Origin of the sequence: Dyadobacter subterraneus (assembly GCF_015221875.1) — a bacterium.
Taxonomy (GTDB): domain Bacteria; phylum Bacteroidota; class Bacteroidia; order Cytophagales; family Spirosomataceae; genus Dyadobacter; species Dyadobacter subterraneus.
In genome coordinates this window covers 4,914,929-4,937,238 of the sequence record NZ_JACYGY010000001.1, presented here as the reverse complement: position 1 = coordinate 4,937,238, position 22,310 = coordinate 4,914,929, and the positions used below count along the sequence as shown (strand labels likewise).

Here is a 22,310-nt window from a genome sequence, read left to right as displayed (position 1 = left end):
TATTTAATTTTAGTTATGATTTGATACGGTGAGAAATGCCGGTTATTGCGACAATTTTTGATATAACTGAGTTTTGGATGGATCCAGACTTACCAATATAGTTTGTGCCGTTTTGCGTTCTTCCGGATTGGCTTCTTTTAAAATGCTATAAATTTCATCGGATTTGGAATCGAAAAATGAATTTACCACAACACTTCCCGGGCGAAGCTGGGCAACAGCTTTAATTGATGTGAGCAAGTCCAGGGTCTTTGTTCTTGTCTGTGCAGGATTTTCCGTAGCTACATCAAGCCCCTGACGATAATATGCATATAATCCTTCACGGAAAGGAATAAACTGCTGGCTCATCAAATTTTCGATCAGCCAATATCTGTTTCTGGAATCTGCACTTTTCCGCGTATCCCAGCCTCTTCCGGGAGAAGGCGCGTTTGCAGCTAAATTTGCTAGATTGAACGCCTTTTGCATGTATGGAGAACCACCCAGTTTACTAAAAGAATCAAAATCAAAGATGAGAGCTGTGTAAGCGTAGAAAGCCAGAATAAATGGCAATTCGTCCGTATAGCTGTTTTCGTTAAAATATAATTGATTAGTAGGGAGGTAGTTAAATGTAAAACTTCTGTCTACATAATTGAAAAGAACCGTTTCATAACTGGAATTAAAAACCGGACGGGCAATAACCAGTTGAGCGGTACCTTCATAAGCTCCCTGCGTTACGGAGCGCGTCAGATTTATATTTAGCTTACATTTTATCTTTTCATCTTTTGTAAAAGTCTCTCTTGTCCAGCTGGTATTATTCAAAAAATCGCTGATGTAAGATTGAAGCTTTGTCATGGACGCAGGGTCCGTCTTTTGCTGAGCTACAAGCTGATCATAATTAAGACTAACAGTAAATTGAAGTTCCTGGGCATAAACGCTTCCTGAAAAAATACCCATTGTAAAACAAAAAAGAGATATTAACCTTTTCATACTTCGCTCCATTTAGTCAGAATAATATTTAAGATATCTTGTGCTACTTCCTGTTTCGATTTTAAAGGAAAGCGATAAACGTTTTCCGATTTATCAATAACGGTAATTTTGTTGGTATCGTGTGCAAATCCGGATCCTGCATCGTTTAAGGAATTCAGGATGATGTAATCAAAATTTTTGCGTTGTAATTTGTCCAATGCATAATCCATTTCATGCTCTGTTTCCAGGGCAAATCCTACCAGAAGCTGTCCGTCTCTTTTTTCCTTTCCCAGCGTTCCGGCAATATCAGTGGTTTTGACTAATTCCAGTTTCATCTGGTCACCTTGTTTTTTTATTTTTTGATCCGCAACATGCAGCGGTGTGTAGTCGGCTACGGCCGCGGAAAAGATTACAAGGTCATATTGTGAAAAATATTCCTGTGTTGCTTCATACATCTGCCTGGCAGTTTTCACTTTTGTGAGAACTACTCCATTAGGCACGGGTAAACTGGTAGGGCCGCTGATCAATCTGACCTCTGCCCCGGCATCCGCAAAGGCTTTTGCAATCGCATATCCCATTTTCCCCGAAGACCTATTGCTGATGAAACGAACAGGATCTATTGGTTCAGCTGTCGGACCGGCGGTGATGAGTACTTTTTTATTTTTTGCAACCGGGATTTTTGCAAAGTGGCTTACGATTTGGGAAATAATATTTTCGGGTTCTGCCAACCTTCCTTCTCCAACCAGACCGCTGGCAAGTTCGCCGAATTCTGCCTCAATTAATTTATTTCCGTAGCTTAAAAGAGTTTCAATGTTTTTTTGGGTTGAAGGATGACGGTACATGTCAACGTCCATAGCCGGGGCGAAAAATACCGGACAGCGCGCAGAAAGGTATACCGCTGTTAATAAATCATCACAATTTCCGGTAGCGCATTTTGCAAGCGTTCTTGCGGTCGCAGGCGCAATGATCATAATATCAGCCCATAATCCTAACTCAACGTGATTGTTCCAGGTACCGTTTTCTGACTGAACGAATTTGGTAAAAACAGGACGTTTTGAAAGTGTGCCAAGTGTGAGCGGGGTTATAAACTGATGTGCAGAACCCGTCATAATGACCTGAACTTCTGCTCCTTCTTTTATAAGTAACCTTACAAGTAATGCCGATTTATACGCAGCAATGCTGCCTGAAACGCCAAGCAATATTTTTTTGCCTTTTAGATCCAACCTTTTAAATGCAAAAGCACGTTTACGTTAATGAGTAGGGGATGTTGAAAGAAACCGAATTCTGTTAAACAAATAAGCGGTTATTGACAAATGCAAAAACCAGCCGTATGAACAAAATTAATGTTTACGGCTGGTTTTATTATAGAAAAATAATCTTATTCTTCGGTAGTGTCTCTGTAACTGTGATACGTTTTTCCTTCAATAAATTCATCGATGGCCATGCTGCCAGCTTTTGGCATACGTTCGTAGAATTTAGAGATTTCAATTTGCTCACGGTTTTCAAAAACTTCTTCCAGATTATCAACGCCGGATGCAAACTCAGCAAGCTTGTTATTGAGTTCCTCTTTCATTTTGCTTGATATCTGACGGGCTCTTTTAGAGATTACCGATACCGACTCATATAAATTCCCTGTTACGTCAGCTATTTTGTCCGTATCGCGGGTAATGATGGATGGATTCGTTGCCATGCTTACTTTGATGATATAGTTTAAAAATCTTTATATAAAACCGGAAAACCGGCTGTCTAGTTCTGTTTTTGTTCAGGAGCTGTTGAAGCTGTAACTTTCGTTGGTTTCGAACCTGAATCCGGTTGAACTTCCAGTAATTTCTGGCGTTCTTTTTCTGCCGCCGCTATGATTTCCAGTTCTTTAATACTGTTGTCATACATTTTCTCAGCATCACGAAGATATTTACCAGTTGGATATTTATCCACCAACTCTTTGTAATATTTAACGACGTCTGCATAACGGTCTTTTTGCTTCAAGTAAAGACTGTTAGAAGCCAGGTTATATTGTGATTCAACTTTCAGGAATGATAATTCTTCATTATATTTTGAATCCGGAAAATCTTTACGGAAGTTATCAATTGAGATAACCGCAGCTTTAAGCGACATCATATTGAATTCGCTGATTTTGTAATACAATTTTGCTTTGTCATACGCTTTCAATTCCAGTTTCTGACGCAGTTCAAGAATATAACGTGTACATTCATCGCGGAACGTGCTCTGAGGATAAGCATTTATAAAATCCTGCATCGCTGAAATGGCAGTAAATGTACTGGCCTGATCCAGGTTATGCGGGGCGGAATCTTTATAAAGTGAAAACGCATGCATATACAAAGCTTCCTGGGCGAAATCACTCCTTGCATATGTATCGTAAAATTTCTTGAATAAGAACTGACTGGTATTATACTGGCCTTGCTGATACTGAGTGTAGGCATAATAAAACTGCGCTAATTCAGATTCGTTACTCCCTTTTAGCAAAGGAATAAGCTCTTCAAACAGAAGCCCCGCACGGTAAAAGTCGCCCTTCTTATAATAAGTCATGGCGGCGTCATACTTCTGTTGGTCTGTACCAGTCTTCTGTAATCTTGAAAATTTGCTACAGGAAGTAATGAAAAGTACGGCAAAAATAAGCAAGAAGTAACTTGCAAAATTGTTTTTTAGCATAATAGCTGCAAAGATAATAAAAAAGCTACAACATCCTTAACGAATGTGTAGCTGATTATAGTATTGTTAATTTCTATTGCTGATGGCGAACGAGCATTTTTTTGGTTGCTACCTTTTTTCCTTCCAATGCCAGCTGATAAAAATATAAGCCTGTGGACATTTCCCGTGTATTTATGCGAAGTTTATTGTCATTTTTAACCAACGGATATTCGGCCATTTGTGAGCCAAGCACGTTGTAAACAATTAATTTTGCGTCTCTTAAATCAGAAGAAATTGTATAATCAACCTCAGCATATTCACTAGCCGGATTGGGATATATATTTGATACTGTTATTTTATCACTCGTGTATAACTGCTCTTCTGCACGTGGCGCAGATTCAATTCCGGGCGTACGTTTCTCAACATTTTTTTCAATCACTTCTGTTGTAGATACCGCTGTGCTTTCAACAGATGCAGTATTGGAAAATAAAAGTGTCCTGTAAAAATTGTTCAAAGCCATTGGCTTCTGAACAGAAAGTGGTTTATAATTAAGTACTTCCGGAACGTGAGAAAATTTCAATTGTCCGGTTGTTAAGGATTTTTTTTTCGGGGATAGGTTTAGCCGGCTACCGGTGGAGGTAGACTGGGCTTGGATTCCTGTCCAGGCAAATAAGATACATATAGTAAGACAGAGTATAGTTCTTTTCATAGCTGTAAAACAGAATACTTTTAATAACTTCTTTCACGCTCATTAAAAAGTACGTTACAAAAATATACAGAAAAAATTGGAACTTCAAAATATATTGTGTGACCGAGCACTTTTATTTTTTATTTTAAAATAATCATGCCTGATTTTAACCAAACGACCATTTTTTAATTATTCTCGCCAGGTTGTCTGCGATTTTGTTGGTTTGTCTGTTATCCGCCAGTTAAAACCATCTAATTGACGTTCTGCCGGTTTAATTTGCCTTGGAGGAATTAATCTTCCATCCGGTTTTGTGATAAATGCGATTCTATTTACACGGTTATCTACAAAAAGAAGGTTCATTTTTCCACACTCTACACGATTTAAACCGATCATTTTTTCCTTATCGTCAATTGCATAGTAAGCGCTTTCCCCATTTCCGTCCACTAGCACCTGCTTCAATTTACTTTCTGCTGCGAAATAGGCGTTAATTGTGCGTCCTTTTACCTGGTTAAACTGGGAAACCAGTGTGTCTTCGGTGATAACAAACGCTTTACTTCTCAGCAACATCCGGTGTATCGCATTATTTACCAGGAATGCGCTAATCGTGTCGCCCTCCATCTGGTAATGCTGACTACTCCACAGAATTGGTTTTTTAAAAAACAAAATTGTGGAATCGGCTGTGTTATAACTTATTGAATCACATTTTCCCTGAAAATCCGATTTATATATAAATACATTCTTTTGTCCGACAAGCCGCCTCGTACTGTCTCTGGTATTTTCAAAAGAATATAAAGTATCAGCTCTTATGTAAAGCGTATCCTTCTGCACCACATTCCGGACATACGCATGACCATATATTTTCGAAAAACCTTCTGCTTTCCGGTAAAATCCGTGATCGCCGTTCAGAATCGTATTATCCTTCTTCGCAACCATAACGACATTTCCTTTTCCCTGACCATTATTTTTTTGGCCTTCAACAAAAAGAGAATCTGCGGTTAGTGTGTATGTTTCATTATCCACGGTGGTTCTGGTCTGGAAAACAGACTCACCTGTGAGTGAATTATACTGTCCTTTTTTACTTAACAATGTACCGTCCTTATTTACAATCTTACTGGGTCCATTAAAATAAGACCATTTTGTGACGGAATTATAAAGTAAAGTATCGGTAGTGAGTGTATATTTTTTATTGACCAGCTTTACTTTTTTATAATATCTGAATTCTTTCGTATTCGTATTATAAGTACCCTCATTACTGGTCAGTACATTTTCAATATCAACTGTGCGGCCCGGAACTTTGTAGTATGCAATGCCATTAGCCATGTCATACTCAATTTTTCGCGTGGTCAAAGTACTTTTTTTATCTTTTAGTATAGCTTTTCTTCCACTGACAATCGCATATCTGGTATTCCCAAAATAATGAAGTGTATCACCTGTAACGGTAATCGTGTCACCCTGCACAATTCTGACGTTTCCATAAGCCTCAATAATATTAGTGCTGACATTTTGTATTGCAAGATCGCTGTACATTAACGCACCTTTATGTTTGAAAACTCCATTGGTGACACGGCGACTATCTACTCCGTTTTCACTGATCAGTTCCAGTTCATCAGATTTTAAAAGCTCTACAATATCAGACTGTTGTCCGCCCTGGGTAGGAGGGATAACCTGCTGAGCCACAACATATGGCGAGGCAAACAATAAAGTAAAGAACGTCAATCGTATAACCTGGTCTTTGATAGATATGACGCGTAAAAGTTTAAAAGGGTTGCAAACTTTTATAAATAATTTTTTCTTCATGTTGCTATGGTTTCTTTTACCTTTGAAATAGGAAATTGTACCTGATTCATTGTGATTGCGGTAAAAGATATCTGTTGATATTTTGCCAAAATTACACCAAATACATCTCTTCAGATCATGTTGGAGTCTTTTTTAACTTTTATTAACCAACAAAAGCTGGATCTCTCCGAGAAATCGACTCTTTTAACAGTGAGCGGAGGAGCAGATTCCGTAGTTTTAGCTGATTTATTTTACCGTGCCGGTTTTGCGGCCAGCATTGCGCATTGCAATTTTGGCCTTAGAGATGCAGAATCGGATGGGGACGAATTATTTGTGAGACAACTTGCTGAACAATACAATTTTCCATTTTTTGTGACTCGGTTTGAGACCAAAAAAATTGCTGTCGAAAAAGGTATTTCTACACAAATGGCTGCCAGAGATTTACGCTATCAATGGTTTGGAGAAGTAAGGAAAACTCAAAATATAGATTTTGTTGCAACTGCACATCATGCCAACGATGCCTTTGAAACTGTATTACTGAATCTGACCAGAGGTACCGGACTTGCAGGATTACATGGGATTTCTGTTTTGAATCAACATTTAATACGTCCGTTATTATTTGCTTCAAAAGAACAGATTTTGCAATATGTATCTGATAATCAATTGGTGTTTCGGGAAGATAGCTCAAATTTTAGCAACGACTATAAGCGTAATTTAATCAGACATGAAGTTGTGCCGGTCTTGAAAAGAATGAATCCGTCTTTGGAAAAAACCTTTGGCGTTACGTCCCAACGACTCGGATCAGCAGAAATATTATTAAACAGTTTTCTGAAAGTTTGGCAAAAAGAAGTAACCAAAGAGATCGATGGGGATTTATATGTTTCAATCAAAGCAATTTTAAATTCTCCTGAACCTGCATATGGGCTCTGGTTCATTTTACAGGATTTTGGTTTTAGTTATATACAAGCTCAGGAGATGTTTTTGGCAGCCAAAGGAATATCCGGAAAAGTATTTCACTCCGCTACGCATCTGGTTTTAAAAGACAGAGATTCTTTTATTGTTTCAAAAAAGGAAGATTCGGAGGCTGAGGAGGAATTAATAACTGATTATCAAGAAGGAATATTTAAAACGGGTAAGTTGACGTTTGAATTACGAAAATTTTCAAAATCGGACATATTCAAAATTGATAAGAAAACCAGTTCAATCTTTCTTGATTTTTCCCAATTGGTTTTTCCGCTAGTTATAAGAACCTGGACAAAAGGCGATGCATTTTTCCCTTTCGGAATGAAAGGGAAAAGAAAAAAAGTCAGTGACCTTTTCATTGATTTAAAATTAAATGTAAATCAAAAGCAGAAAGCGAAAGTTTTGTGCAATGGAAATGGAGATATTCTTTGGGTGATTGGTTTAAGGACGGATGAGCGTTACAAAATCAAAGAACTAACAAAAGAAATTATTGAAATAAGATTTAGAGAAGATTTGTGAAAACATCAATTTTAGAATTCGGAGAAAAAATATACTTCATCCTGACAAATTTTTTTTCATAATTTTAAATAAGTCAATATTCTAATAAAGAAGCAGTTATTTATTTCGATTGAATTATTGAAAAATAAAATCAAATAATATTTTTAACAGACTATTGCAGGTGAAATAAATCTGTTTACCTTTGCACCACGTTTCGGATACGCCGTAACACACAGAGAGATGGCAGAGTGGTCGAATGCGGCGGTCTTGAAAACCGTTGTAGGGCAACCTACCGGGGGTTCGAATCCCTCTCTCTCTGCACAATGGAAAATTAAAAACCTGTAAATCAAAAGTTTACAGGTTTTTTGTTTTAAAAACGCCTTACTCACCTGGAAGCGGGAATATCAAAAGAAAACCTTAGAAAAACTCACAGGACAGTCGTTTTTCCAAGTGATCCTGCATTATAGGAAGTGAATAATATTATCCGAATTACTAAAAAGGTTTTTTATATTCTTGGTAAAAAGATTTTAAGTGACGAGATTCGGTTCAGGTAATCGGGTTAATTAACATAACCAGAATACCCTTTTTAGTTTATTCTTACCACTCATTAGTTTTAGTATGCATTCATTTCAAATTGCCCTACAAATCAGTGGTGCAGTTATAATATTATTTTCCTTAATTCCGCTCATTAAAAACGATTATTGGGCCTTTCGGGTTTTTGAATATCCCCGGATTCAAAAGCTTTTTTTTAATCTGGTAGTCATCATCGTCTATTGTTCTTTATTTCTCGACTCTTCACCATTTGATATATTCTTTCTGTCACTGCTGATCGCGAATTCTGTTTTTCTTATTTATCAGATTTATCCCTTTACGATTTTTGCAAAAAAGGTAATCCTCAAAGTCGAGCAGATAGATTCTGATAATCAGGTTTCAATTATTTCTTCTAATGTATTTCAGGACAACAAAAACACCAAAGGTTGTTTGAAAATGCTTTATCAGAATGATCCGGATATTGTGTTGCTTTTGGAAACAGATCTGTTTTGGTATGAACAGACAAAAGAGCTAAACGACAAATATCCATATCAGGTTTTGGCTCCGCAGGAAAATACTTATGGGATGCTGCTTTATTCAAAACTTGAACTAATCAATCCGAAAGTCAGGTTTTTGGTCGACGATGAGATTCCTTCTATTAAAACTGGTGTGAAATTATCTTCCGGCAAAATCTTCGATATGTATTGTGTGCATCCCACACCGCCCGTACCAGGAGAAAATAGCCATTCAACAGAAAGGGATAAAGAACTGTTATTGGTAGCCAAAGAGGTTCAGGAAAACAATAAACCAACAGTTGTGGTGGGCGATTTGAACGATGTTGCGTGGTCTTACACCACTGATCTTTTTACCAAAATAAGCGGACTTCTGGATCCGAGGATCGGCCGGGGATTTTATAATACGTTTCATGCAAAAATACCTTTTTTGCGTTTTCCATTGGATCATGCTTTCTGTTCAACAGATTTTAAGCTGGTCAGACTTTCACGATTAGATAACTTTTCATCGGATCATTTTCCGATCCTTATTGCATTGCAATACGAACAAAGCGCCTTTTTAGAGCAGGAAGAACCTCAGGCTGACGAGGAGGAGCTTGCATTGGCTGAAGAAAAAATAAATAAGGAAATTCCATCCTGAATTGTTTCCGAAACTGAACTGAGCACTTTGTCGGCTTTACTTTTCAACTCCGTGGTCTGTGTCTTCACAGACCTTTTTGGAGCTGGCGAACTAACTAATTCCGTGGCCAACATCTTCACAGATCCTAATCAGATAATTGTCTAACCACATTATTATTTTAAAAACGTTCACTATAATGTGTCAGAATACAACTCCGTGGTCTGTGTCTTCACAGACCTTTTTTGAGCTGGCGAAATAACTAATTCGGTGGCCGGGATCTCCACAGGTCCTAATCAGATAATTGTCTAACCACATTATTATCTTAAAACCGCTCACCATAATGTGTCAAAATACCAAATGCATCATTGCCAGATTCGTAAAATTCTGCGGAAGACCAGCGGTAGTTCTCCGGGCGAGATACCAGATTCCAACGTTCTTGAAGTGGGTTTCAATGTATGTAAGTAATTTTTTGTTCAATTTTCTGTTTTGAATCCATTAATACAGCAAGTGGATCTCGTTGCCAAATTCGATATTGCCTTTCCTTTTCATCCACTTTGAAATATGGTAACACATTAGGATGATTAATTTTTACGTCTTTCAATATCATATGGCTCGTAAATTTATTAAAACTTGCGTGGGGCATCTCTTTACCATTCGGCTCTTTTATTTCCCAAACTAAATGTAAGTGATTGGGCATAATGACAAAGGCATAAATAATAATTTGATTCCGTCTTATTAGCTCTTGCCAGCTGGAAATTATAAGGTCTTTGTATTTGTCGGATTTGAGTAAATGTTTCCAATCTTTTATGGTATCCGTCCAAAAGTAAACCTGATTAAAATCCATACGGGAGTTACGATATTTACTTTCCTGGTGCTCATTAGGTGTCATAAATTTTTAGCTGATTTATATGTCTTACTTAGACTTATAAAATCAGAAATCGATACATGAAAGACCAAAATTATTGAAAGCAACTTATGTGTGGAAATGGATACTTGTGAAAGTCAGCGTGAAGACACAGGACTGGAAGCGTAATGATGCTGGAATTTATGAATGGTAAGTGATTAAAACAAATGTGTAGAGTTTGCAAATTAAATAGCAATTTCTAGTCAATTCCGGTCTGTGAAGACACGGACCACGGATAAAAAGTAATTCTATTCAATTCAGGTCTGTGAGGACACAGACCACGGATAAGAATTAATTTCTAGTCAATTCCGGTCTGTGAAGACACGGACCACGGATAAAAAGTAATTATTCTATTCAATTCAGGTCTGTGAGGACACAGACCACGGATAAAAAGTAATTCTAGTCAATTCCGGTCTGTGAAGACACGGACCACGGATAAAAAGTAATTCTATTCAATTCCGGTCTGTGAAGACACGGACCACGGATAAAAAGTAATTCTATTCAATTCAGATCTGTGAGGACACAGACCACGGATAAGACTCAAGTAACTTGATAAATAAAATCACTTTTAAATAAAACCTTGTCAAGAGAATTAAAGCCCCAGACAAAAGTCCAAGGCTAATAAAAATTAGAATACACCAAACCCTCACCCAGGGACAAAATAAACCTGCCCAGTCTGTCCACCCATAACACTCTTGTAATAAGCCTGTGCAACACGGTGCATTTTTACAGGAATATCGCCTGGAAAATAAGGGAAATATGCCGGGGATTCTTCGACAACGCCGGGAGCCACAGCGTTAATACGCACACCGTTTTCAAGTTCAAGTGATGCTCCTTTGATAAAGCCGTTCAACGCGCCGTTAATAGCACTTACCGCAGAACCGTAAATAATTGGATCTTCTGCAAGACTGCCGGATGTCAGCGTGAAAGAACCTTTGGGATTAATATATTTCTGGCCGATAAGTACCAGGTTAACCTGTCCCATCAATTTGCTATCTACACCTTTTCTGAAATCGGAATCCGTCATTTGCGGAAGTGGACCAAAATGTGCGTCGCCTGCTGCGGATACTAACGCATCAAATGGTCCCACTTGTTTGAATAAGGACTCTATGGATTCAAGACTGGAAATATCGACCTGAAAGTCACCGCTTTTTGAACCAACTTTTACGATTTCATGCGCGGATTCAAGCGCTTTGACAACGTGTTTTCCGATTGTGCCTGTGGCACCTACAATGATGATTTTCATTTTTTTAAGGTTATTTTTTTAAACTATATAATACTAAACTTGTGGCAATCTGTTCCTTAGTTACCTGATTACAAGAATGACAATTTATGATATATAAACTTCATAAAGAGAAGCCTAATATAACAGTGAAAGTTTTACTTAGACTAACAAAAGAACTTGAAGCTGACGAAATTGTCTTCCAAAACACTTAACTAGAAGTTCAGATAGGAGTGGAAGGGTACTCGAACGAAAAATAAACTGATTACAAGAGGTTATCTTTTGCTTTTAAATAGAGAAAAGAAATTGTAATCCGTTAATACAAAAATAGCCGTCCCGAAGTATTCCCGGAACGGCCATTTTATTTGTTGTTCTATCAAAATTTACAAATCAAATCTACCAAGATTTGTCACTTTGGTCCAGGCGGCAACAAAGTCTTTTACAAATTTGTCCTGAGCGTCAAAGCTTCCGTATACTTCGGAAATTGCTCTGAGTTCTGCATTAGAACCGAATACAAGATCGGCACGGGAAGCTGTCCATTTCGGCTGACCAGTGCTGCGGTCAGTTCCTAAATACACATCTTTATCTTCTGAAATCGGTTTCCATGCGGTACGCATATCAAGCAGGTTTATGAAGAAATCGTTTGTAAGCTGACCCGGACGTGTCGTGAAAACGCCATTTTTGGAACCGTCATAATTGATATCCAATACACGCAAGCCACCAACCAATACTGTTAATTCTGGTCCGGTTAGCGTTAACAATTGCGCTTTATCAATTAGCAATTCTTCTGTTGAAACAGTGAATTTTCCTTTTTGATAATTACGGAAACCATCAGCAATCGGTTCGAGATAACCAACCGATTCAACGTCAGTCTGTTCCTGGGAAGCGTCCATTCGGCCAGGAGTGAAAGGAACAGTGACGGTATTTCCCGCTGCTTTTTCAACACCTGCATTACCAGCCAAAATAATCAAATCGGCTAATGAAACCTTTTTCCCACCCGACTGTGTGCTATTAAATTCCTGTTGGATGCTTTCCAGCGTACCTAATACTTTTTTCAGCCGAGCCGGATTATTTACTTTCCAGTCTTTTTGAGGCGCCAAACGAATACGGGCACCATTTGCACCACCACGTTTATCAGAACCACGATAAGTACTTGCCGAAGCCCAGGCAGTAGAAACCAGTTCGGATACGCTTAATCCGGAAGCCAGAATATTTGCTTTTAAAGCAGAAATGTCACTTTCGTCGATCAAGGCATGGTCAACTGCTGGAATTGGATCTTGCCAGATCAGTTCTTCCTGAGGCACATCCGGGCCAAGATATCTTTCGCGCGGACCCATATCACGGTGTGTTAACTTAAACCATGCGCGGGCAAAGGCGTCTGCAAATTCGTCTGGATTTTCAAGAAAGCGTCTTGATATTTTTTCATACGCAGGATCAAGTCTCAGCGCAAGATCGCTCGTAAGCATTGTTGGCGCATGTTTCTTATTGCTGTCATAAGCATCAGGAATAATGGCGTCTGCATTTTTAGCCACCCATTGGTGAGCACCAGCTGGACTTTTTGTCAGTTCCCATTCGAAAGCGAATAAGTTTTCAAAGAAGTTATTACTCCACTGCGTCGGCGTTTTTGTCCAGATTACTTCAAGTCCGCTGGTAATAGTATCAGCACCACTTCCGGTACCGTAACTATTGCTCCAACCCAATCCTTGTGATTCCAAACCAGCTGCTTCGGGCTCTTTTCCAACGTGGTCAGAAGGAGCAGCGCCGTGGGTTTTTCCAAAGCTATGGCCACCTGCGATCAGCGCAACGGTTTCTTCGTCGTTCATCGCCATCCGGCCAAATGTTTCACGAATATCTCTCGCAGAAGCAATCGGATCAGGATTTCCATCGGGTCCTTCGGGATTCACATAAATCAGTCCCATATGAGCGGCACCAAGCGGTTTTTCCAGGTCACGTGTGTGAATCTGACGTCCCGGATCTTCATCCGAGGAAACCACACCATGGCCAGCAACACCTGCCGAACCTTGTCCATAACGGTGATCATTACCAAGCCATGTAGTCTCTGAGCCCCAGTAGACATCTTCATCCGGCTCCCACACATCAGCACGACCGCCGGCAAAACCGAAAGTTTTGAAGCCCATGGACTCCAGTGCTATATTACCGGTAAGGATCAATAAATCCGCCCAGGATATTTTCTGACCATATTTTTGTTTAATTGGCCAAAGAAGTCTGCGTGCTTTGTCCAGACTCACATTATCCGGCCAGCTATTCAGCGGCGCAAACCGTTGTTGCCCGGACCCTGCACCACCGCGACCATCACCTACACGGTAAGTTCCGGCACTATGCCATGCCATACGAATGAACAAAGGACCATAATGTCCAAAATCTGCTGGCCACCAATCCTGTGAATCGGTCATTAATGCATGAAGATCTTGTTTTACAGCTTCCAGATCAAGGCTTTTGAACGCTTCGGCGTAATTGAAATCTTCCTGCAACGGATTAGATAAGGAAGAATGCTGACGCAGGATACTCAGTTTTAACTGGTTTGGCCACCAGTCACGGTTTCTGGTTCCGGCACCACCTACCTTTTGTACATCATCCTTTTGATTCAGCGTACCATTATGAAATGGGCATTTGCTGATGTCGCCTGATTCGTTTTCCATTTTGATTAGTTCATGTGTTAAGTCAACAATTACAAGCACTGTTTTTTGTGCAGAGCAATAAAGTTATAATATGAAAAGAAATAATCACAATCGATTAATTCTATAATTCAATAGTTAAAATCTATTAGTTGAATGTGAGATTAACATTTTACACAATCTGAGATTGGTTTTCAGACAGACATTTTGTTCAAATGCCTGATAATCCGTTGTATTTATCAAAAAAAGAATAGTAACTGTTAATGTACCTGGCAATTGATCTTTAAAGAGCCAAAAGGCTGGTCAGCAAAAAATCTTCACTATTCTGGAAAATGAAAAAGTTTTATCAACCATAATTTTTTTCCATTCTTCTTATTCGGCTTTATTATTGACAGGGAAAAGTAATCTCAGCGCATTAAAAACGGCCTGATGCGTTATCGTTGCGTGATCTTCTTCCGGTAAATAATCAAAGTAAATGTTGACGTTTTTACTTTTTGTTTTCCTCAGTTTTTCAACCAACAAGTTGGCATCGACTTCCATGACACGAGGATTATCGCCGGGAGTCAATCCTTCTTTTCCTACGCCAATATAGACATCAGTTTTTTGCGAAAATTCAGGTTGCAAAATAGGAGAGGATTGTTTGAAAAGTGAACCATTATCCCACCACATACTTGGACTGATGATGATATACTTTGAAAATAATGTCGGCTTTTTTAGTAAAATTTCAGTAGCCAAAAGTCCGCCAAAGGATTGACCGATAAGCATTTTGGAAGCATTGCTTTTATATTTTTTTTCAATAAACGGCTGCAATTCTTTTTCCAAAAAAGTAATGAATTTCTCCGAATGGCCTGTGGTTGGAAATCTTTTTTTATCCGCATCCAGCGTTGTGGGAAAAGTAAAATCTCTTTTACGATCGACGTTTGCAATGCCTACAACAATCGATTTTGGAACACGGTTGATCCAGGAAAAATTATTAAATTGAAAAAGTCCGCTGATATGAATAAAATCTTCATCAGCCGAGCCATCAAGCAGATAAACAACCGGATATCTGGTTGTGTCTTTCCTGTTATAACCCTCTGGAAGATAAATATTTAAAATTCTTTTCTCGGATAGGGTAGCTGATTGGATTTCGTCAATAACTCCGAGTACAAAGGGTTTGCTTTCATCTTTTTGTTCTTGCTTTTTTGTTTGCGCAAAAGTCAGACTTGTAGAAAATGTAATGAGCAAGATTGTAATGATGATCTTCATTTGTTTATGTTTTGGTAGGCGGATTTGTTCTATTCCATTTTTTTAATGTGGGAAATTACGTCAGAAACGGTTATGATCCTGCCTATTCCTGATTTAAATTCAACATTGATTTTAAAAATAGGAAACAAAAAAACTGCCCTGTTAACAAAACAAGGCAGTTCAAAATTATATTTTACTATTTCTGGTCAAATATGGTTTACTTAATTCCTTTCCCGGTAGCAGCCCAATAAATCCCGCCATACAAATGATCAAGGAAAGACTGGTCTGAATACACAAGTCCGATGTGGCCAAGACCGGTGTAGAACGCGCGGCCACCATCATATTTGTGATACCATGACATCGGGTGAAAATCTCCCATACCTTTTCCTTCATTATCACCCCATTTCGTTTTTGGATCGTAAGTTTTTTCGTCCAGGCCAATCAGGAATTTCAGGTCATTGGATTTGTATGGTTTTTGATATTCGTACCATTCATCAGTCCAAAGCATTCTTTTTGGAAATCGTTCAAGACCTGGGAAATTACTATCCACAACATCCAGATAAGCAGTCTGTTGAGATGGATGAATTTTAAACATCATCCCAACCATTTTGGTATACCACGGCCATTCATACTCAGTGTCGGCAGCCGCGTGTATTCCCACCCAGCCCTTTCCAGACTGAATGAATTTTTCAAAAGCAGTCTGTTGCTCCTCGTTCAAAATGTCGCCCGTTGTGTTAAGGAAAATGACAGCAGCGTAATCTTTAAGTTGTTTTTCATTAAAAACAGAGGCATTTTCTTGCCAGTCGACAGTGAAATTATGTCTTGCTGCAAGTTTCCTTACGCCATCAACGCCTTCATGAATAGACTCGTGATGAAATCCTGCTGTTTTTGTAAATAGCAATACTTTGAATTGCTGAGCCTGGGCGGAAACTGCACTTGCAATGACAAGCAGAAGTACCAGTGATTTTTTTAGCATTGTGAATAAAATTAATATGGTTTAATATGTCCCGGAATCTGAAGTTTTCTACCTGCCCGATTACACGTAACATAAAGACAAAGGTTAGCCTAAATATACTTTCATCTTCAACCCATAATCTTTGAAGCTGCCTATTCGTAAGCGGGCTGAAATTTCCAGAATCAACAAATTAATACTAAATCCGCACACTAAAAATCTGTCCCCAACTTCGATTGCGGATAAAAATATCGTTTCTGTTAATTTAAATGCAATGTTTGCGGGCCAAATTCTTCAAAATGAATTGCTTCTGCCCGAATTCCCTTTGCAACAAGTTCTTTATAATGTTTGGTAATAAATGGTCCCGGGCCGCAGATATAATATTCCGTGTCCAGTTTTAATAATTCATCGCCCAAAACATTAAGGTCAACCCAGCCTTGGTATAAAGTTTCCCCAGCTGATTCCTGATCCACCTGGTCATAGAAAATATGTTTTTTTACAGCTTGTTTCTGTCCTGACCAATATTCAATTGTTTCCTTAAAAGCGTGAACATTTTTATCCCGGCAACCATGAATCCAGGTAACAGGCTTTTTGCTTCCGCTTTTAATCAATTCTTCCAGCATACTGATCAGCGGAGTTTGGCCGACACCGCCGCTGATGAAAACTACCGGATGATCATTATTATTAGCCAGCATGAAACTTCCTGCCGGTGCAGTAACTTCCAGAATATCGCCGACGTGAACGAAATCATGCAGACGGTTGCTGATCAGTCCATCAGGGTTCAAATTTGCCGCTGTCTCTTTTTTAACCGAAATCCGGTAATAAGAGCCATTTGGAGCATTTGAAATACTATATTGTCTCGGTTGAAGCAGATTTAGTTCAGGAATAAAAAGCCGGACGCTCAGATATTGCCCAGGTATAAAATCAGCTAAAGGGCCTTGATCTGCCGGATACAAATGGAAAGATGTAATTTCCGAGGACTCAACTATTTTTTCTTTCACAACAAAAGGTTTCCAGCCGATCCAGCCACCTTTGGTGTTCACTTTTTCACTATATAATTTATGTTCATGCCCGGACATAATCTGCGCCAACTGGTTGTAGGCTACTTCCCAGGCATCCAGGATTTCTGGCGTTGCCGCTTCTCCCAAAACTTCACCTATGGAAACGATAAGGTGTTTTCCTACAATGATATAATGTTCCGGACGAATATCCAGACTTACATGTTTCTGCCCTATACCGTTTACCGCCGGCATTAAAACCGCAGGATTTTCAATATTTTCTGCATAAGCCAAAATAGCCATGGCAAGAGCAGTTTGTTGTCTGCTGTTTTGCTGGTTGCTCATGTTAAAAATATTTTTGAGCTCCGGATTGTGCACAAACATGCGTTTGTAGAAGTGGTCAGTTAGCAAAACTCCGTTTTCCTTTAAAACGGGAACGGTTGATTTGATGATGTTTTTCTGATCTGCCGTAATCATATGAATTAAGTTGAAATTTATAAAAATGATTTTATTTAAAATATATTAATACCTTTTTATCTTTTATTGTAAGACGATTTTTTTCTGATTATTATTTGATTCAGCAAAGGTAATGTTAAAATTAAATAATAAAAGATATTTTACTCTTTTATTATTTACGTCTTGATTTATCAAAAATGGTAGGGGATGGTTTTTGAAAATTCATTTAAAATTTTTGAAAACTTAAAAGTTAGGATGATTGCGGCAAGAATTCCATGAGAACAAAATAAAAGAGTTTTATATCTTTTACTTGATTGATATTAGGTATCTTTGTCATGTAAATGAATAAGAAATGGTTTTTTCAAAAACATGTGAATATGCGATAAGAGCAGTAATTTTTATTGCCCAGAAATCCGAAAATGGTGATAAGATAGGCATCAGGGAAATTGCTGCGGGTATAGATTCACCTGTACATTTTATTGCAAAAATTTTACAGGATCTAAGCAAACGCGGACTTGTGCAATCCAGCAAAGGTCCTAACGGTGGTTTCTATATTGATCAGGATTCTAAGAAGAAAACGCTGGCAGATATTGTCAGGGCGGTGGATGGTGACAATATTTTTATAGGATGTGGACTGGGTCTTAAAAATTGCTCGGAAACCAAACCATGTCCCTTGCACAACGAATTTAAAATCATTCGAAGTAAGATCCAGACGACGCTTGATTCCGCTACTATTGGCGATTTCAATGAAAGTCTTAATCTGGGTTTGAGCTTTATAAAGGAAAGGTAAAAATGTTTAAAAATATAGACCCCGGCCATGTGAATAAAACAAGGACGGGGTATTTCCTATACTCTATATCAAACTAAATATCACTAACTCTGCGGCTTGGAAGGCTGAAATCCGGATTAATTTCCCTTGTTGAAGACGAAGAAAGAATAACCGGATCGGCCAGAAGCTTTTTAACCTCCTGCTGAATATCCTGCCAGCAGGATACTTTTTTGATATACCGCCCAAGGTTTTGTTTGCAATTAATTCCCTGTTTTAACAGCCAGTCGTTGGTTTCATAAGAAAAGATAAGAATGGGGAGTTCCGGTTTATTCTTGATCACATATTGAATAAATGAGATCACATTATCCTCCTGTTTGTTCACAGAAACGATAAATAAATCATAGCCGTCCTTTTGTTCGCTAGCCATGAAAAGCGACTTTTGCAAAACTTTACTAATGCTTGAAGCAGTCTCAATTGTAATGTGTTTATTCTCTTTTTCTAAACGGTTTGCTATTCCAATCTTAAAAATGGAATCGCTTTCAAAAATCAAAAGATTGTACATAACAAGCTTATGTTTGAGGAATTTTTACAGGGTTTTCGCTAATAACAAAGATACGGTTACAAAAGTTATTTATGACTATGAGAGTCTAAAATTAATTCTATGATCTATACGACAAATCTGATGTTTTTTGAGATTTGTTCTACAATTCAAATCGGCAGCCTTAATAACCCAATCGCATGATCATATAAAATTCAGTTTGACACCGGGATTATTTATATTGCATTTGAAAAAAGAGCCCCAAAATCGAATTTTATTTTATGAAAATTTACTCTACACTCCTGTTAATCAGTATCATTTTTGGCAATTATCTTAAAGTCGCCGCACAGCCGCTTACTTCAAAACAAATTGATGAACTGGTTGAAAAGACACTGGTTGCATTCGACGTTCCGGGTATTGCAGTAGCCATTGTAAAGGACGGAAAGGTGATTCACTCCAAAGGTTATGGCGTGCGTTCATTGAAAACAAAGGAAAAAGTTGATGAAAATACGCTGTTTGGTATAGCGTCAAATAGTAAGGCTTTCACAGCCGCCTCACTCGGTATTTTGATGGACGAAGGGAAATTGAAATGGGACGATAAAGTGATCGATTACATTCCTGAATTCAGAATGTATAATGCGTACGTCACCGAGGAATTTACGATCCGCGATTTGCTCACGCATAGGAGCGGGCTGGGATTGGGTGCCGGCGATTTGATGTTCTGGCCGGATTCCTCGGACTTCACCATAAAAGACATAATTTATAATCTTCGCTATCTCAAACCGGTTTCCGGTTTCCGGACTAAATACGATTATGATAATCTCCTGTATATGGTAGCGGGGGAGGTGATTGAGCGCGTAAGTGGCAAAAGTTATGAGGAATTTGTGGAGGAACGGATTATGAAACCGCTGGGGATGAACAACAGCGCCGGTACCTGGACCCGGGTGAAGGATAAATCCAATGCAATCGATGCCCATGCGCCGGTTAACGGGAAAGTGCAGGTCATTCCAAGGGACATGTTCAAATTCGGTAATTCAGCAGGCGGAATTAATTCCAGTGTGGCCGATATGAGCAAGTGGATTATCATGCAGATGAACGGCGGAAAATATGGTGAAGGGTTGAGCAAACAACTTTTCAGTAAGAATGTACACCGGGAAATGTGGTCTCCGCAAACCATCATACCGGCAAATGCCACGCCTCCATATAACACGCATTTCAGCGCTTACGGTTTGGGCTGGTTTTTAAGTGATGTAAAAGGTTACAAACAGGTAGGGCATACGGGTGGTTTGGGCGGAATGGTAACGCAGGTTACATTGCTCCCCGAACTTCAACTGGGAATTATCGTTTTTACGAATCAGCAGTCAGGAGCAGCATTTTCGGCAATCAGTAACACCATCAAAGACAGCTACCTGGATATCCCCGCAACTGACCGAGTCAAAATGTATTCTGAAAGATCAAAGGCTGGCTTTATGGAGGCGGATTCGATTACCAACAGTATATGGACGGCTATTGCTGCGGAACAAAAGAAAAATACCGTTAAGGTAAATTACAAAGCCTTTGCCGGAATTTATCACGATGACTGGCTGGGTGATATTACACTTAGCGAAAAAAATGGGAAGTTCAGGTTTGACGCAAAACGGTCGCCAAAACTCAGCGGCGAAGTTTTATTTTATAAAAATAATACGTTCATTGTGAAATGGGACAGGCGCAATTTTGATGCAGATGCTTACTTGTATTTTCAAACCGATAAGGATGGAAAACCGTCATCAATAAAAATGGAGGCAATTTCTCCACTCACAGATTTTAGCTTCGACTTTCAGGATCTGGACCTAAAACGAATGAATAGGTAGATGAACTTTTAGAAAATCCATGTTGCCGGAAGTTCCCCTAAGCCGGCAATAGCTTCCCCAATCGTACCGGCAAACAAGTTTTTCGGAATTAAATTGAATAGGTATCCGATTGGTAAATCAAAACAGAATGTATACCTGACAGGCCTGGGACTGCAAATTCCCCGTTTTCATAAATTAAGCAAAAGCTCTGGAATATTTTTTTTGTAATGATGGCAAACTGAAAATTGTCATCATTACAAAAACGCATTTTATCAACGAGCATATGAAAAATTTAATCACCAGCGCCGGACTATTTCTATTGATTTTGTCGGGTGCAGCTTATGGCCAGAGTACAACGCTTTCTACAAATCCAAAACAAGGAGCAACGACAGACAGCACCGGAAAAAGCAGCAGACAGGGAGCCAGGAAAACAACAGATGGTGCGAATAACGCCAATAAAAAATCGCCGGCAGGCGCATCTACAACAGCTGCACCTAATGCTACCTCTAAGCCATCCGCAGCAGCACTACCGGCTGGAGCGAAACAAACTACGGCAGGAAAGTCGGATGCAACCGCAGGTGCCAGCAAAAATGCACAGGCCGGGAATCAGAAATCTGACTCAAAAAGTACCACTAAAACTGCTGCACCGGCAGTTGCCGCCGCACCTAAAAAAGAACCTAAGTTAACCGGAACGGGTGGTGCGCATCCGATCGTAAAAAATAATCAATCTCAAAATCCAGCAGACCTGGAAGTGAAAAGTGGAAGCGGTTCTGCTGAGCGTAATACTAAAAATAATACGGGAAAAACCGGAAATTACAAAAACGAGCAGATTAAAAAAGATCAGCCAAAACCATAATTTTAAATACAGAAGCAAAATGGCCTGAGGTTTTCGAAAACCTCAGGCCATTTTTATATGCAATAATGATGGAGCTATATCAGGCTTTATAATCGTCTTCGTTGGTATTGTCAGGGTCATTATCAAAATCATCGTTAGGATTACGTGCACCACCTTTCGGGCCTCTTCCGCCTTTTACGGTAATTCTATACTGCAAATCTTCCTCAGCACCCGGTTTGCTGTAATCAATGCCATAATCATCGACTTTGTCGTCGTTGAAATTATCATTGCTGTTTCTTCCGCCATCAGTCGGATCCGGTTTTTCAATTTTATTTTTATTTTCCGATTCTTCTAAATTTTGCTGATTTTCCATATTGTTTCTGCTTTAAAGTTTGCTTGGAAATGTGATTGGCGTTCGTTATTTACTTTTTCTTTTTTTCTTTTTTTTACCCCAATTCTTTTTCATTTTGGAGTAAGATTTTTTGCTGACCGTTTTCTTCTTTTTAGGTTTTGAAATCCCTTTTTTCTTTCGTGCATTAATATTATTTACAAGGGAGTTCTTTACACCTAACTTATTCTTTTTCGTATTTCTTCCTTTTTTTGATGTCTTTGCCATTGTTGATGAAGTTAGTTTTTCAGCATGATCAATTTTCATGCCTGAATTAAAGGCAACTAAAATAACCAGGTGTTATTTTTAAAATTGAAATACTCAGCAAAATAGTTCGGGGCACCCGTCCGACGGCTTTTTTGCCGTCGGACGGGTAAT

20 protein-coding genes and 1 tRNA gene are annotated in these 22,310 nt (G+C 38.9%); 6 read left to right on the top strand and 15 right to left on the bottom strand.

Annotated elements, in window-relative coordinates; genetic code table 11:
- Positions 1-42 precede the first annotated feature (42 nt).
- From porD to IEE83_RS20620, 6 genes are all read right to left on the bottom strand, one after another.
- Positions 43-963, bottom strand: a complete 921-nt coding sequence (porD, locus tag IEE83_RS20645) for a type IX secretion system protein PorD (RefSeq protein ID WP_228101907.1) — start codon at positions 961-963, stop codon at positions 43-45.
- Entirely contained in the window at positions 960-2,165 is a 1,206-nt protein-coding gene (coaBC, locus tag IEE83_RS20640) for a bifunctional phosphopantothenoylcysteine decarboxylase/phosphopantothenate--cysteine ligase CoaBC (RefSeq protein WP_194122402.1), read from the bottom strand. The genes porD and coaBC overlap by 4 nt, the downstream gene beginning before the upstream one ends.
- 155 nt (positions 2,166-2,320) lie before the next feature.
- Complete coding sequence (locus tag IEE83_RS20635) at positions 2,321-2,632, bottom strand: DNA-directed RNA polymerase subunit omega (RefSeq protein WP_194122401.1); 312 nt, start codon at positions 2,630-2,632, stop codon at positions 2,321-2,323.
- Positions 2,633-2,688: 56 nt separating this feature from the next.
- Positions 2,689-3,612 (bottom strand): outer membrane protein assembly factor BamD, encoded by a 924-nt coding sequence (locus IEE83_RS20630; RefSeq protein ID WP_194122400.1) that lies wholly within the window; start codon positions 3,610-3,612, stop codon positions 2,689-2,691.
- Between the two features lie 73 nt (positions 3,613-3,685).
- Positions 3,686-4,171 (bottom strand): T9SS type A sorting domain-containing protein, encoded by a 486-nt coding sequence (locus tag IEE83_RS20625; RefSeq protein ID WP_228101906.1) that lies wholly within the window; start codon positions 4,169-4,171, stop codon positions 3,686-3,688.
- 297 nt (positions 4,172-4,468) lie between these two features.
- Positions 4,469-6,076 carry an OstA-like protein gene (locus IEE83_RS20620; protein ID WP_194122398.1) on the bottom strand — a complete coding sequence of 536 codons (1,608 nt, stop codon included), beginning with the start codon at positions 6,074-6,076 and terminating at the stop codon, positions 4,469-4,471.
- 117 nt (positions 6,077-6,193) lie between these two features.
- On the opposite strand from IEE83_RS20620, the gene tilS reads away from it, so the two are divergent.
- The 3 genes from tilS to IEE83_RS20605 all read left to right on the top strand — a co-directional run bounded on the left by tilS (position 6,194) and on the right by IEE83_RS20605 (position 9,199).
- Positions 6,194-7,537 carry a tRNA lysidine(34) synthetase TilS gene (gene tilS, locus IEE83_RS20615; protein ID WP_194122397.1) on the top strand — a complete coding sequence of 448 codons (1,344 nt, stop codon included), beginning with the start codon at positions 6,194-6,196 and terminating at the stop codon, positions 7,535-7,537.
- A 213-nt stretch (positions 7,538-7,750) separates the two neighbouring features.
- A tRNA-Ser gene (locus IEE83_RS20610) sits at positions 7,751-7,835 on the top strand.
- Between the two features lie 299 nt (positions 7,836-8,134).
- The gene (locus tag IEE83_RS20605; protein WP_194122396.1) at positions 8,135-9,199 is read left to right on the top strand and encodes an endonuclease/exonuclease/phosphatase family protein; all 1,065 of its coding nucleotides are present in this window, start codon (positions 8,135-8,137) and stop codon (positions 9,197-9,199) included.
- Between the two features lie 427 nt (positions 9,200-9,626).
- Here IEE83_RS20605 and IEE83_RS20600 read toward each other — a convergent pair whose 3' ends face one another.
- From IEE83_RS20600 to hmpA, 6 genes are all read right to left on the bottom strand, one after another.
- Positions 9,627-10,067 carry a transposase gene (locus tag IEE83_RS20600; protein WP_228101905.1) on the bottom strand — a complete coding sequence of 147 codons (441 nt, stop codon included), beginning with the start codon at positions 10,065-10,067 and terminating at the stop codon, positions 9,627-9,629.
- A 661-nt stretch (positions 10,068-10,728) separates the two neighbouring features.
- Positions 10,729-11,328 (bottom strand): short chain dehydrogenase, encoded by a 600-nt coding sequence (locus IEE83_RS20595; RefSeq protein WP_194122395.1) that lies wholly within the window; start codon positions 11,326-11,328, stop codon positions 10,729-10,731.
- 359 nt (positions 11,329-11,687) lie between these two features.
- Entirely contained in the window at positions 11,688-13,964 is a 2,277-nt protein-coding gene (katG, locus tag IEE83_RS20590; RefSeq protein WP_194122394.1) for a catalase/peroxidase HPI, read from the bottom strand.
- A gap of 348 nt (positions 13,965-14,312) precedes the next feature.
- Positions 14,313-15,188: an alpha/beta hydrolase gene (locus tag IEE83_RS20585; protein WP_194122393.1), complete on the bottom strand. Its 876-nt coding sequence runs from the start codon at positions 15,186-15,188 to the stop codon at positions 14,313-14,315.
- 196 nt (positions 15,189-15,384) lie between these two features.
- Positions 15,385-16,143 carry a ThuA domain-containing protein gene (locus tag IEE83_RS20580; protein WP_194122392.1) on the bottom strand — a complete coding sequence of 253 codons (759 nt, stop codon included), beginning with the start codon at positions 16,141-16,143 and terminating at the stop codon, positions 15,385-15,387.
- Between the two features lie 236 nt (positions 16,144-16,379).
- The gene (hmpA, locus tag IEE83_RS20575; RefSeq protein WP_228101904.1) at positions 16,380-17,594 is read right to left on the bottom strand and encodes an NO-inducible flavohemoprotein; all 1,215 of its coding nucleotides are present in this window, start codon (positions 17,592-17,594) and stop codon (positions 16,380-16,382) included.
- Between the two features lie 331 nt (positions 17,595-17,925).
- Between hmpA and IEE83_RS20570 the strand changes: the two genes are divergently transcribed.
- Complete coding sequence (locus IEE83_RS20570; protein ID WP_194122391.1) at positions 17,926-18,363, top strand: RrF2 family transcriptional regulator; 438 nt, start codon at positions 17,926-17,928, stop codon at positions 18,361-18,363.
- A gap of 73 nt (positions 18,364-18,436) precedes the next feature.
- On the opposite strand, the gene IEE83_RS20565 is transcribed toward IEE83_RS20570, so the two are convergent.
- Positions 18,437-18,904 carry a hypothetical protein gene (locus tag IEE83_RS20565; RefSeq protein WP_194122390.1) on the bottom strand — a complete coding sequence of 156 codons (468 nt, stop codon included), beginning with the start codon at positions 18,902-18,904 and terminating at the stop codon, positions 18,437-18,439.
- Positions 18,905-19,161: 257 nt separating this feature from the next.
- On the opposite strand from IEE83_RS20565, the gene IEE83_RS20560 reads away from it, so the two are divergent.
- Together IEE83_RS20560 and IEE83_RS20555 are read left to right on the top strand one after the other, a co-directional pair.
- On the top strand, positions 19,162-20,730 hold the full coding sequence (locus IEE83_RS20560) for a serine hydrolase (protein WP_194122389.1): 1,569 nt from the start codon (positions 19,162-19,164) through the stop codon (positions 20,728-20,730).
- 262 nt (positions 20,731-20,992) lie between these two features.
- On the top strand, positions 20,993-21,565 hold the full coding sequence (locus tag IEE83_RS20555) for a hypothetical protein (RefSeq protein ID WP_194122387.1): 573 nt from the start codon (positions 20,993-20,995) through the stop codon (positions 21,563-21,565).
- A 79-nt stretch (positions 21,566-21,644) separates the two neighbouring features.
- On the opposite strand, the gene IEE83_RS20550 is transcribed toward IEE83_RS20555, so the two are convergent.
- Both IEE83_RS20550 and IEE83_RS20545 read right to left on the bottom strand, forming a co-directional pair.
- Complete coding sequence (locus IEE83_RS20550; RefSeq protein WP_194122386.1) at positions 21,645-21,917, bottom strand: hypothetical protein; 273 nt, start codon at positions 21,915-21,917, stop codon at positions 21,645-21,647.
- A 45-nt stretch (positions 21,918-21,962) separates the two neighbouring features.
- A complete protein-coding gene (locus IEE83_RS20545; protein ID WP_228101903.1) occupies positions 21,963-22,199 on the bottom strand; it encodes a hypothetical protein in 237 nt (78 codons plus the stop codon).
- Positions 22,200-22,310: the final 111 nt, after the last annotated feature.

Excerpts from the sequence above, each read along its gene's own strand:
- porD (WP_228101907.1), bottom strand. The coding sequence starts at position 963 with ATGAAAAGGTTAATATCTCTTTTTTGTTTTACAATGGGTATTTTTTCA.
- IEE83_RS20635 (WP_194122401.1), bottom strand. The coding sequence starts at position 2,632 with ATGGCAACGAATCCATCCATCATTACCCGCGATACGGACAAAATAGCT.
- IEE83_RS20630 (WP_194122400.1), bottom strand. The coding sequence starts at position 3,612 with ATGCTAAAAAACAATTTTGCAAGTTACTTCTTGCTTATTTTTGCCGTA.
- IEE83_RS20620 (WP_194122398.1), bottom strand. The coding sequence starts at position 6,076 with ATGAAGAAAAAATTATTTATAAAAGTTTGCAACCCTTTTAAACTTTTA.
- tilS (WP_194122397.1), top strand. The coding sequence starts at position 6,194 with ATGTTGGAGTCTTTTTTAACTTTTATTAACCAACAAAAGCTGGATCTC.
- IEE83_RS20605 (WP_194122396.1), top strand. The coding sequence starts at position 8,135 with ATGCATTCATTTCAAATTGCCCTACAAATCAGTGGTGCAGTTATAATA.
- IEE83_RS20600 (WP_228101905.1), bottom strand. The coding sequence starts at position 10,067 with ATGACACCTAATGAGCACCAGGAAAGTAAATATCGTAACTCCCGTATG.
- IEE83_RS20595 (WP_194122395.1), bottom strand. The coding sequence starts at position 11,328 with ATGAAAATCATCATTGTAGGTGCCACAGGCACAATCGGAAAACACGTT.
- katG (WP_194122394.1), bottom strand. The coding sequence starts at position 13,964 with ATGGAAAACGAATCAGGCGACATCAGCAAATGCCCATTTCATAATGGT.
- IEE83_RS20585 (WP_194122393.1), bottom strand. The coding sequence starts at position 15,188 with ATGAAGATCATCATTACAATCTTGCTCATTACATTTTCTACAAGTCTG.
- IEE83_RS20580 (WP_194122392.1), bottom strand. The coding sequence starts at position 16,143 with ATGCTAAAAAAATCACTGGTACTTCTGCTTGTCATTGCAAGTGCAGTT.
- hmpA (WP_228101904.1), bottom strand. The coding sequence starts at position 17,594 with ATGATTACGGCAGATCAGAAAAACATCATCAAATCAACCGTTCCCGTT.
- IEE83_RS20570 (WP_194122391.1), top strand. The coding sequence starts at position 17,926 with ATGGTTTTTTCAAAAACATGTGAATATGCGATAAGAGCAGTAATTTTT.
- IEE83_RS20565 (WP_194122390.1), bottom strand. The coding sequence starts at position 18,904 with ATGTACAATCTTTTGATTTTTGAAAGCGATTCCATTTTTAAGATTGGA.
- IEE83_RS20560 (WP_194122389.1), top strand. The coding sequence starts at position 19,162 with ATGAAAATTTACTCTACACTCCTGTTAATCAGTATCATTTTTGGCAAT.
- IEE83_RS20555 (WP_194122387.1), top strand. The coding sequence starts at position 20,993 with ATGAAAAATTTAATCACCAGCGCCGGACTATTTCTATTGATTTTGTCG.
- IEE83_RS20550 (WP_194122386.1), bottom strand. The coding sequence starts at position 21,917 with ATGGAAAATCAGCAAAATTTAGAAGAATCGGAAAATAAAAATAAAATT.
- IEE83_RS20545 (WP_228101903.1), bottom strand. The coding sequence starts at position 22,199 with ATGAAAATTGATCATGCTGAAAAACTAACTTCATCAACAATGGCAAAG.